The sequence below is a fragment of the Antarctobacter albus genome (assembly GCF_900101505.1).
Classification (GTDB): Bacteria; Pseudomonadota; Alphaproteobacteria; order Rhodobacterales; family Rhodobacteraceae; genus Antarctobacter; species Antarctobacter albus.
In genome coordinates this window covers 57,527-68,971 of sequence record NZ_FMZI01000012.1, presented here as the reverse complement: position 1 = coordinate 68,971, position 11,445 = coordinate 57,527, and the positions used below count along the sequence as shown (strand labels likewise).

10 protein-coding genes and 1 tRNA gene are annotated in these 11,445 nt (G+C 64.5%); 9 read left to right on the top strand and 2 right to left on the bottom strand.

From position 1 onward, the window contains the following. Positions 1-28 precede the first annotated feature (28 nt). The 6 genes from BLQ71_RS19475 to BLQ71_RS19450 all read left to right on the top strand — a co-directional run bounded on the left by BLQ71_RS19475 (position 29) and on the right by BLQ71_RS19450 (position 6,571). Positions 29-1,072, top strand: coding sequence for an NAD(P)-dependent alcohol dehydrogenase (locus tag BLQ71_RS19475; RefSeq protein WP_074622926.1), 1,044 nt, complete (start codon positions 29-31; stop codon positions 1,070-1,072). Positions 1,073-1,192: 120 nt separating this feature from the next. After that, positions 1,193-1,588: a VOC family protein gene (locus BLQ71_RS19470; RefSeq protein ID WP_074622925.1), complete on the top strand. Its 396-nt coding sequence runs from the start codon at positions 1,193-1,195 to the stop codon at positions 1,586-1,588. Between the two features lie 26 nt (positions 1,589-1,614). Further along, the gene (locus tag BLQ71_RS19465) at positions 1,615-2,139 is read left to right on the top strand and encodes a twin-arginine translocation signal domain-containing protein (RefSeq protein WP_074622924.1); all 525 of its coding nucleotides are present in this window, start codon (positions 1,615-1,617) and stop codon (positions 2,137-2,139) included. A gap of 13 nt (positions 2,140-2,152) precedes the next feature. Further along, positions 2,153-3,724 carry a GMC family oxidoreductase gene (locus tag BLQ71_RS19460; protein WP_074622923.1) on the top strand — a complete coding sequence of 524 codons (1,572 nt, stop codon included), beginning with the start codon at positions 2,153-2,155 and terminating at the stop codon, positions 3,722-3,724. Between the two features lie 96 nt (positions 3,725-3,820). Then, positions 3,821-6,022 (top strand): catalase/peroxidase HPI, encoded by a 2,202-nt coding sequence (gene katG / locus BLQ71_RS19455; RefSeq protein WP_074622965.1) that lies wholly within the window; start codon positions 3,821-3,823, stop codon positions 6,020-6,022. 60 nt (positions 6,023-6,082) lie between these two features. After that, complete coding sequence (locus BLQ71_RS19450; RefSeq protein WP_074622922.1) at positions 6,083-6,571, top strand: hypothetical protein; 489 nt, start codon at positions 6,083-6,085, stop codon at positions 6,569-6,571. Positions 6,572-6,578: 7 nt separating this feature from the next. Here the strand turns inward: BLQ71_RS19450 and BLQ71_RS19445 are convergent, their stop codons facing one another. Together BLQ71_RS19445 and BLQ71_RS19440 are read right to left on the bottom strand one after the other, a co-directional pair. Further along, a complete protein-coding gene (locus tag BLQ71_RS19445) occupies positions 6,579-7,550 on the bottom strand; it encodes a formylglycine-generating enzyme family protein (protein WP_083342310.1) in 972 nt (323 codons plus the stop codon). 199 nt (positions 7,551-7,749) lie between these two features. Beyond that, positions 7,750-7,823, bottom strand: a tRNA-Cys gene (locus tag BLQ71_RS19440). Between the two features lie 172 nt (positions 7,824-7,995). On the opposite strand from BLQ71_RS19440, the gene BLQ71_RS19435 reads away from it, so the two are divergent. From BLQ71_RS19435 to BLQ71_RS19425, 3 genes are all read left to right on the top strand, one after another. Beyond that, complete coding sequence (locus tag BLQ71_RS19435; RefSeq protein ID WP_043146272.1) at positions 7,996-8,649, top strand: protein-L-isoaspartate O-methyltransferase family protein; 654 nt, start codon at positions 7,996-7,998, stop codon at positions 8,647-8,649. 112 nt (positions 8,650-8,761) lie between these two features. Next, complete coding sequence (locus BLQ71_RS19430) at positions 8,762-10,123, top strand: TolC family outer membrane protein (RefSeq protein ID WP_223306312.1); 1,362 nt, start codon at positions 8,762-8,764, stop codon at positions 10,121-10,123. A 73-nt stretch (positions 10,124-10,196) separates the two neighbouring features. Further along, positions 10,197-11,429, top strand: coding sequence for a hypothetical protein (locus BLQ71_RS19425; RefSeq protein ID WP_074622921.1), 1,233 nt, complete (start codon positions 10,197-10,199; stop codon positions 11,427-11,429). Positions 11,430-11,445: the final 16 nt, after the last annotated feature.

Here is an 11,445-nt window from a genome sequence, read left to right as displayed (position 1 = left end):
CTCATCCCTCAGATCAGGAGACAAGACCATGAAGGCTGCAAGACTGTACGAATACGACCCCGCGATGAACGTGGAGCTGAAGATTGAAGACGTTCCTCCCCCCACAATCACAGCCCCCAACGAGGTGGTCGTCAAGGTCGGTGCGGCGGGTCTCTGCCGGACCGACCTCCATATCATCGAAGGTGTCTGGAAGGACATCATGGACACCCAGGGCAGCCTGTTGCCCTATGTCATGGGCCACGAAAACGCTGGCTGGGTCGAAGACGTGGGCAGCGCCGTGACCTCGGTCAAACCGGGCGATGCGGTGATCTGCCACCCCTTCCAGAGCTGCGGCATCTGCCTGAACTGCCGTTACGGTCATGACATGTACTGCGATCACGGCACCTTTCCGGGGCTGGGGATCGACGGCGGGTTTGCCGAGTACTTCAAGACCTCGGAAAAATCGCTGATCAAGCTGAACACCGGCATCACGCCCTTGTCCGTCGCGCCGATGGCCGATGCGGGCATTACCGCCTATCGGGCGGCGAAAAAGGCCGCGCGCCTGTCCTATCCCGGATCGTGGACAGTGCTGCTGGGCATCGGCGGACTGGGCCATATCGCGCTGCAATGCCTCAAGCACATCAGTGGTGGTCGTGTGATCGCGGTGGACCGCGAACCGGCGGCTCAGAAACTGGCCAAGGACCTGGGCGCCGATGTGGTGCTGGACGGCGGTCCCGACCTGATCGAACAGGTCAAGGACATCACCGGCGGCGGCGCCCATGTGGTGATCGACTTTGTCGGCGAGCTGGGCGTCGAGAACATCTGCTGGAAGCTGCTCCGCCAGGGCGGCGAGCTGATCATGGTCGGCTATGGCGGCAAGATCGAGATCCCGACGCTGGATCTGGTAGCCAACGAAATCAAGATCGGCGGCAGCCTGGTGGGTGACTACATCGAGCTGGTCGAACTGATGGAGTTGAACGCCGACGGCAAGGTGATGATGCACCAGACCGAATACAAGCTGGCGAACATCAACCAGGCCATCGACGACTTCAAGAACCGCCGCTTTACCGGGCGCGGTGTGATCGTTCCCTGAGGTTACTCCCCGACCGCCTTTCCCGGCGCCGCAAGGCGCGGGGTGGGGCGGTCCTGCCCTGCGGCGTCCTCCCCACGGCCACGCCGCAGGGCCCCTTATATCCAAATACCGAGGACAGACATGGCCAAGGCAATTCATTCCATGATCCGCGTGCTGGACGCGGACCGCTCTATCGCCTTTTACCGCGAGGCATTCGGGCTGGAGGTGGCACAGCGCGTCGATTTCGAGGGGTTCTCGCTGATCTACCTGTCCAACGACGAGTCCGGTTTCGAACTGGAACTGACCGTCAACGCGGGCGCAACCGACCCCTATGACCTGGGCAATGGCTATGGCCACCTGGCTTTCAGCGTCGAGGACGTCGATGCCGAGCACGCACGGTTCACGGCGGCCGGTCTTTCGCCGCGCAAGCTGGTCAGCTTCGATTACGACGGCAAGCCCTTCGCCCGCTTCTTTTTCGTGGCCGATCCGGACGGCTACCAGATCGAAGTGCTTCAGCGCGGCGGCCGTTTCCAGTGACCCGCATCCAAGGAGGAGGAGAGACGATGTCCAACACAATGAAAACCCTGACACGCCGCCAGTTGCTGTCGCAAAGCGCGGCGCTCGGCGCCAGCTTTGCCATCGGCGCGGGCTTTGTCGCCGGTCGGGCAGAGGCCGAGAACTGGGCGATGGAGGTGGACCACCTAGCGCCCGGGACAATGGCGGTGCTGATCCAGATGGCGCGGGACATCTACCCGCACGATCAGGTGGCGGATCGGTTCTACGCCTTGGCGGTCAAGGGCTACGACACCGCCGAGGCCGCCCCGGCCATCGAGGCCGGTGTCGCCATGCTGAATGAGGCGGCGCGCGAAACCGGGCATGCCGGCTACCTCGACATGGGTTGGGAACGCGACCGCGTCGCGGTGCTGCGCGGCATCGAGGACAGCGCCTTTTTCCAGCAGGTCCGGGGCGGCCTGGTGACCGGGCTTTATAACCAGAAGGCCGTCTGGCCGATCTTCGGCTACGAGGGCGAGAGCTACTCCGAAGGCGGTTACCTGTATCGCGGTTTCGACGACATCAACTGGCTTTGAGGGGGCAAGAGCAATGACTGCACCATTTGACCTGACCGACGACGGGGTCGTCGTCATCATCGGGACCGGCGCGGGCGGCGGTGTCCTGGCCAACGAACTGGCCAAGAAGGGCGTGTCCGTCGTGGCGCTGGAAGCGGGCGGGCGCTACCTGCCGGACGATTACATCAACGACGAGTGGGACAGCTTTGGCCAGCTGGCCTGGACCGATCCGCGCACGACTTCCGGTGACTGGCGGGTGGCCAAGGATTTCAGCGGCTTGCCCGCATGGATCGTCAAGGCGGTCGGCGGCACCACGACCCATTGGGCGGGGGCCAGCCTGCGGTTCCAGGATCATGAGTGGAAGGCAAAAACCACCTATGGCGAGGTCGCGGGCGCCAACCTGCTGGACTGGCCGATCGACCCGCGCGAGATGGACGACTATTACACCAAGGCCGAGGACAAGCTGGGCGTGACCCGCACCAATGGTCGCGCGGGCCTGCCGGGCAACAACAACTTCAAGGTCTTCGAAAAGGGCGCGCGGGCGCTGGGCTACGAAGAGGTCCACACCGGGCGCATGGCGATCAACTCGGCCGACAACGACGGCCGCATGGCCTGCCAGCAGACTGGGTTCTGTTTCCAGGGCTGCAAGTGGGGTGCCAAGTGGTCGGCGGCCTATACCGACATCCCGCGCGGCGAGGCGACCGGCAACCTCGAAGTGCGCGAGAATTGCCACGCCGCGCGCATCCTGCACGATGCCGACGGCAAGGTGACAGGGGTCGAGTATTTCGACGCTGATGGCAACCTTCAGCTGCAGAAGGCGCGGGTGGTCTGCGTCGCGGGCAACTCCTTCGAGAGCCCGCGGCTGCTGCTGAACTCGGCCTCTTCGATGTTCCCGGACGGGCTGGCCAACAGCTCGGGCCAGGTGGGGCGCAACTACATGCGCCACACCACCGGGTCGGTCTACGCCGTCTTCGACCAGCCGGTGCGCATGTGGCGGGGCACAACGATGGCGGGGATCATCCAGGATGAGGCCCGGAACGATCCCTCGCGCGGTTTCGTTGGCGGGTACGAGCTGGAGACGCTGGCGCTGGGCCTGCCCTTCATGGCGGCCTTCCTCGATCCGGGCGCCTGGGGGCGAGAGTTCACCACCGCGCTGGACCACTACGAGAACATGGCCGGCATGTGGATCGTGGGCGAGGACATGCCGCAGGAAACCAACCGCGTGACCCTGAACAGCGATGTGAAGGACGCGCATGGCCTGCCGGTGGTCAACGTGCATTTCGACGACCACCCCAACGACATCGCCATGCGCGACCATGCCTACAAGCAGGGCATGGCGATCTATGATGCGGTGGGCGCGACGCGGGTCTTCCCGACGCCGCCCTATCCGTCGACGCACAACCTGGGCACCAACCGCATGTCGGCAAATGCGCAGGACGGGGTCGTGAACGCGCACGGCCAGTCGCATGACATCGCCAATCTCTTTGTCTCTGACGGCAGCCAGTTCACCACCGGCGCGGCGGAAAACCCGACCCTGACCATCGTGGCGCTGGCGATCCGACAGGCGGATTTCATCGCCGCAGAGATGAGCCGACAGAACATCTGATCACGCTTTCGGCGGCCCGCCGCGTGTGGGCCGCCCCCAGGTCCCCCGGATCGCGGGGGCAAGAAACCAACAGAATTCCGAACGAGGGAGACAATGATGGACGGAAACGACATGCGTCAGGCGGGGCAGTGCCCCGTGATGCACGGGGCAACCAACGTGGCGGGGACCGGAAACAGGGAATGGTGGCCAAACCAGCTCAACCTGGCGATCCTGCACCAGCATCAGCCCGTGGCCGATCCGGCGCCCGAGGGCTTTGACTATGCCGAGGCGTTCAAGGCCCTGGATCTGGACGCGGTCAAGGCGGACCTGACCGCGCTGATGACCGACAGCAAGGACTGGTGGCCCGCCGACTACGGTCACTACGGTCCGTTCTTCATCCGCATGGCCTGGCACAGCGCGGGCACCTATCGCACCGCGGACGGGCGCGGCGGCGCCTCGACCGGGACACAGCGATTTGCGCCGCTGAACTCCTGGCCCGACAACGGCAACCTGGACAAGGCACGCCGCCTGCTGTGGCCGATCAAGGAGAAATACGGCAACGCGATTTCCTGGGCCGACCTGATGATCCTGGCCGGAAACGTCGCCATCGAAAGCATGGGCGGCCGCACCTTCGGGTTCGCCGGCGGGCGCGAGGACGTCTGGGCGCCCGAAGAGGACATTTTCTGGGGTACGGAAACGGAATGGCTGGGCGACCGGCGCTATTCCGGCGACCGCGACCTGGCCAACCCGCTGGCCGCCGTGCAGATGGGCCTGATCTACGTCAACCCCGAAGGGCCGAACGGCAACCCCGATCCGCTCGCCTCGGGCCGCGACATCCGCGAGACATTCGGCCGGATGGCGATGAACGACGAGGAAACCGTGGCGCTGGTCGCGGGCGGGCATACGTTTGGCAAGGCTCATGGCGCGGGGGATCCGGCACTTGTGGGCGCCGAGCCGGAGGCCGCCGCCCTGCAGGAAATGGGCTTTGGCTGGAAGAACGCGCACAAGAGCGGCAAGGGCGTGGACACCACGACCTCGGGCATCGAGGGACCCTGGACGGCGAACCCGACGCAATGGGACAATGGCTATTTCGACGTGCTCTTCGGCTACGACTGGGAGCTGACGAAAAGCCCGGCAGGTGCCCATATCTGGCACGCCAAGGGGCTGGCGGACGAGGATCACGCTCCGCAGGTCGATGCCTCTGTCGCCAAGGTGCCGGTCATGATGACCACCGCCGACATGGCCATGCGCATGGACCCGATCTATGGCCCGATCTCGAAGCGATTCCACGAGAACCCGGATGAATTCGCCGAGGCCTTTGCCCGGGCCTGGTTCAAGCTGACCCACCGCGACATGGGGCCGAAGGCCTGCTACCTGGGCAAGGAGGTGCCCGACGAAGAACTGATCTGGCAGGACCCGGTGCCGCCGGTCGATCACGCGCTGATCGATTGCGACGACACCGCGCGCCTCAAGGAACAGATCCTGGGGGCCGGCCTGTCGGTGGCCGATCTGGTCTGGACGGCCTGGGCCTCGGCCTCGACCTTCCGGCGCTCGGACAAGCGCGGCGGCGCCAATGGTGCCCGCATCCGCCTTGCCCCGCAAAAGGATTGGGAGGCGAACGAGCCGGCGCGGCTGGCCCATGTGCTGGAGGTGCTCGAGGGCATTCGCAGCGCCTTCAATCGCGATGCTTCGGGGGGCAAGAGGGTTTCGCTCGCTGATCTGATCGTGCTGGGCGGGTCCGCCGCCATCGAAAAGGCAGCCCGTGACGGCGGCCGCGATGTTCGGGTGCCCTTTACCCCGGGGCGCACAGATGCCAGCGCAGACCAGACCGACGCCGCGTCCTTTGAGCCGATGGAACCGGCCACGGACGGGTTCCGCAACTACGAGAAGACCGCCTTTACCTACCCGGCGGAGGCGCTTCTGGTGGACAAGGCGCAATTGTTGGGCCTGAGCGCGCCGGAAATGACGGTGCTTGTCGGGGGCTTGCGCGTCCTTGGCGCGACCTATCAATCCTCGGCTACCGGCGTGTTGACCGACCGCCCGGGCGTTCTGGGTAACGATTTCTTCCGCAACATCCTGGACATGAACACCGAGTGGCTGCCCGTGGATGCATCCGAGCGGCTGTTCGAGGGCTGCGACCGGACAAACGGCGCGAAGAAATGGACCGGATCGCGCGTGGATCTTGTCTTTGGCTCGAACTCGCAGTTGCGGGCGCTCAGCGAATACTACGCCAGTGGCCGCAACGAGGATCATTTCGTCAGCGATTTCATCGCCGCCTGGGTCAAGGTCATGAACGCGGATCGCTTCGACCTGGTCTGAGGCAGCGCAACAGGGGGATCCGCAAGTCGCGGGTTCCCCATTCTCAAGGGAGGAACAGGGATGGACATCTTTTCAAAGCGCGACGGCCCACGCCCCGAGGACGTCAAGGCCCGGAAGCTGTTGCAGGACAACGCCGGCACCATCCGGCGGTTGGCCGATACGATCAGCAACGGCGGCTTTACCAAGATGAAGCAGGACCAGGCGCGCCGGCGTGAAGAGCCAAAGCCCGAGGGCTTGATGATCCACGATCTCAAGGCACCCTCGAAAAGCGAGCTGCCAGAGCCCTACGTCAAGGTCAGTCTCAACAACCGCGTCGTCCTCGCGGACAAGTCCAACGGGCGCCAATTGCAGATGCTGGGAGAGATCCGGGGCAATTCCTTTGCGCGCCGCTTTGTCCTGGCGACCTCAGAAAACGGGTTTTTCTCACCCATCGACGATGAGATGCGTGCCGCAATCGGGGCCTTGGACAACCAGGAAATCGGCGGGACCATGACCGAAAAGGATCTTGCCCGGCGGTTGACGGAACTCCTGGGACTGGAACAGAGCTAGTCGCGCATCACAGGTCCGCCGCCACGCGGAACCCGCAATTCCCAGTCGTGCTGTCGGGATCGTTCCGCGTGCGGGAATGGACGTGGTAGCGGTCACAATAGCTTTCGTGGCAGAGGTAAGAGCCGCCGCGCTGAACCCGGGCAAGGCCCGTTTCAGCCCCGATCGGGTCGCGCGCCGGAATCCTACCGGGTTCAGGCAAGGGGCCAAACCGGTCTGCCACCCATTCCCAGACATTTCCGCACATGTTGAAAAGGCCGTAGCCGTTCGGCCTGTAGGCGGTGACGGGGGCCGTGGCGACATATCCGTCATCGGCAGTGTTCTCATCCGGAAACCGCCCCTGCCATGTGTTCATGGCAAACCCCTCTGGTGGAATGAGCGCATTGCCCCAGGGGAATTTCATCCGGGCCAGCCCACCGCGGGCGGCCCGTTCCCATTCCGCCTCACGCGGCAGGCGCAACCCGGCCCAGCGGGCGTAGGCCTGCGCATCATACCAGGCGATATGCACGACCGGGTGATCCTCAAGCCCGTCGAGGCCGGATCCCGGTCCTGTTGGGGCCGCCCAGGAAGCACCATCGACCTTGCGCCACCAGGACAGACCGGGGGGATGATCGGGATGACGGGCCGGGTCTTCCAGTAAGCTGTGAAAGACGTATGTCCATCCTTCCTGCTCGGCCACGGTGCGATAGCCCGTCGCGACGACAAAGCGACCAAACTCCGCGTTTGTCACCGTCGTGGGCGACAGCAGAAAGCCCGAGACCCGCACCTTGCGGCGGGGGCTGTCCCGGTCATCGGGAAAGCGTGACTTTCGCGCCCCCATCTCGAAGATGCCGCCCGGGACGGACACGAGGTTGGACCGCAGCTCGGCCCGGATGCCGGGCGGGGCAGGGGGGATTGCCTCAGCCTGTTCCAGGAAAACCCGATCCGCCTCTGGCAGGTCGGCGCTGGAGGGCACAGAGCAGCAGGTCTTGGCGTCAGGCATCACGATCCCACAGCGAAGGTCTGGATGATTGACCCTCTACTACGGCAACGCGGAGGGGCGCGCCACACGGGCCGTTTGGGAATCGCGCGAGGGCCAAGGTGCAGATAGGGATTGTCGAGGTGCCCGGCGGGGGGCTGGCCCAGAAGAGGCGACCCACTCGGCAAGGTGAGGTCGTGGTGTTCCGAGGTTTCAGGGAATTTGGAGGCGAGTACCGGAATCGAACCGGTGTACACGGATTTGCAATCCGCTGCGTCACCACTCCGCCAACTCGCCAGAGTGACCGCCTGATTAGGCGGAACGCGCGTGGCCGTCAAGCAGATATCTCGATCTATCGTGCGGCGGGTCATGCGGTCACATTCGCAAAGTTTGGTGGCTTGGGTCATTGCCGCTTCAGGGCAGTTGTGGCACAACCTGTATCAAGCTTCTGAACGAAAGAGTTTAGTGCATGACTGACTTCGCCACCCGCCGCCGGATGATGGTCGACACACAGGTACGCCCGTCGGACGTCACGGAATTTCCGATCATCGACGCGATGCTGAGCGTTCCGCGTGAGGCCTTCGTGCCCAGTGACCGCATCGAGGCCGCCTATGCCAGCGAGCATGTGGACCTCGGAGAAGGGCGCGTCCTGCTGGATCCGCGGGTTTTCGCCAAGATCCTGGATGCGCTGAATCTGACCAACGCGGACCTCGTTCTGGATATCGGTGCAGGCTATGGATATTCCTCTGCGGTCATCGCCCATATCGCCGAGGCCGTGGTCGCGGTCGAAGAGGATGAAAGCCTGGTGGACGAGGCGCAGGCGCTGCTGACGGAACATCACGCGGACAACGTCGTGCTGCAGGCCGGCGCCCTGACTGAAGGCGCGGCGGAACACGGGCCCTACGACGCCATCGTGATCGAAGGCGGTGTCGAAGTCCTGCCCGAAGGGTTGGAGGCGCAACTCAAGGATGGTGGGCGCATCGCGGTCATCTTCATGGAAAACGCCTTGGGCACGGTGAAGATCGGGCACAAGCTGGACGGTCACATCAACTGGCGCTTTGCTTTCAACGGCACGGCGCCGGTCATTCAGGGTTTTGAGAAAAAGGCCGAATTCGCTCTCTAGTTCGGGGCGGATGAAACAGGCCGGGGTAGTCGGGACAGTGGGGATAGCGGTGCTGGGCAGGATTCGCAGAACATGCATTCGGGGGGCTGCCGGCATCGCGCTTGTCGCGGCAATGGCGGCACCCTCCTGGTCGGAAACCCTCGCCGAGGCTCTGACCGCGGCCTACATGAACAGTGGATTGTTGGACCAGAACCGCGCCACGCTGCGCGCCGCGGACGAGGATGTGGCCCAGGCGCTGGCCGAGCTGCGCCCGGTGCTGCGCTGGACCGGGAACATCCGTCGCGAATACGGCTATAGCGGCGGCACCAATACCTTCGGGATCTTCGTGGAAAGCGGGCGGGTCAACCAGACCGCCAGCATCAACCTGATCGCCGAGATCGTGCTTTATGCCGGCGGCCGCAACAAGCTGGGGCTCGACGCGGCCAAGGAGCAGGTGCTGGCCACGCGGGCGCAACTGGTCGCGATCGAGCAGCAGGTGCTCTTGCGTGCTGCCGCTGCCTTCATGAACATCCGCCGCTTTGCCGAAACCACGGCGCTGCGCGAAAACAACGTGCGGGTCATCCAGCAGGAATTGCGCGCCGCGCGCGACCGGTTCGAAGTTGGGGAAGTGACGCGGACCGATGTCGCCCTGGCCGAGGCGCGCCTGGCCCAGGCGCGCGCCGCGCTGGCGGCCGCGCAGGGTGACCTGATCGTCGCGGGTGAGGAATACCTCGCAGCCGTCGGGGTCAAGCCGCGCAACCTGGTGAACCCGCGTTCCCTGCCAAAGCTGCCCGCCAGTGTGGCAGAGGCGAAGAAGCAGGCGCTTTACCAGCATCCGGAACTGATTTCCCAACAGCACGCGGTCACTGCGGCGGAACTGGCCATCCTGATTGCCAAGGGCGCCAAGAAACCGACCGTGAGCCTTGAAGGCAGCTACGGGGTGACCGAAAATTTCGACAACTCCGCCTATTCGCGCGGTGGGTCGATCACGCTGGGCGCCAGCGGTCCGATCTATTCCGGCGGTGCGCTTGATTCTTCGGAACGCCAGGCCGTGGCAAACCGCGATGCACAGCGGGGGCGGCTGCATGTCGTGCTGGCGGAAATCGAGCAGAACGTCGGTCAGGCCTATGCCAACCTGCGCGTCGCCCGTGCCAACCGGACCTCGTTCGAGGAACAGGTGCGTGCGGCAACCGTTGCCTTCCGGGGCGTTCGGGAAGAGGCCAAGCTGGGCGCGCGGACCACGCTGGACGTGCTGGACGCCGAACAGGAATTGCTCGATGCCCGCGCCAGCCTTGTCGGCGCACAGGTGGACGAGGCCATCGCCTCGTACCAGGTGCTGTCTTCTCTGGGTCTCCTGACCGCCGAGGCGCTGCACCTGGATGTGCCTTCGTTCGATCCATCGGCTTATTACAACCTGGTCAAGAAAGCGCCGCGCAATCGGTCGAAACAGGGGGCCGAGCTGGACCGTGTCCTGAAGGCTCTGGGAAAAGAGTAGTTTTTTTCGCATCTGTTGTGCGCGATCCCGCTTTGCAGGTACACTCTGGCCCGAGGCAAGAGTGGCAGGAAAAATGTCGAATTCCGTAACGAACGTCGAAATAGAGGACGTGCTGTCCTCGATCCGCCGCTTGGTGTCCGAAGAAGGGCGCCCGCGCCGGGACGCCCCGCCGCAGGCGGCAGAGCGGCTGGTTTTGTCGCCGGCGCTGCGCGTGCCGGAGGATGAAGAAGATCATCAGCCAGATGCGCCGATGATGCTGACGGATGTCACGGATCTGCCTGAAGCCCAGGATGAACCGCCCGCGCCCGTGGCGACCCTTGTCCTTGGGCAGGGTGATGCCGTCCGGGACCTGCCGGAAGTTGCCGACTGGACAGAGACCCGCATTGCAGAGCCGGTCGATACCGCGCCTGCGTCTGACGACGACCCGCTGCCGGACGATGATGTCGCGGAAGGCCCGGTCGATCTGCCAGAGGATCCGGTGCCCGAAGACTTGGCAGAGGCCGAACAGATCGCCGCGTTGCGGTCCAGCCTGACCGATCTTCTCGATCACGACGACCCCGTCGAGACAGGGGAGGCGCCCGGCCTTGCCGCCGATTACGCCGACTGGACGGAAGACGGCGAACCGCTGGACCTGGACGAGGTCCTTGCCGGCGAAGAGGCGGAAGTCGTCGAGGATACGCTTGAAACCAAGATCGCCACGCTGGAAGCGATGCTTCAGCGCCAGTCGCAGGACTGGACACCGGCATCCGGTGACGATCCGTCCGATGAGGACGTCGCGATCGAGGATGGCATTTTCGCCCCCGGGTCCGACGAGGGAGAGCCGCCGGACAGCGATGATGTGATCGAAGAGCTGGTGGCTGCCGCCGCGCTGGAGACCGTCACGGAACAGCTTGGCGAAACGATCGAGAGAGAAATGCAGGAGCCGGAACCCGATGACGGGCCTGTATCGGCTGATCCGTCAGAGACGGCGTCCGACACGCCGGAACCGGAGGCCCTGCATGCAAAACCCGCCTTTGTCCGCCATGCGGAAACGGCAGAGACGCTGGACTGGGAAGATCATCAACCGGAAGAACCGTCGGCAGCGCCTGTGAGTGAGACCGACGCGCCCCGCGCCGACAGTCCGCTGGCCGAGGCGCCGGAACACGCCGCCGTGGCGGAGTTGAGCGAAGAGGCACTGCAAGGCATGGTCGCGGATATCGTTCGGCGGGAATTGCAGGGCGCACTTGGAGAGCGGATCACCCGCAACGTGCGCAAACTGGTGAGGCGCGAAATTCACCGCGTCATGATGAACCAGGACTTCGACTGAGCCCGACCCAAGGGCC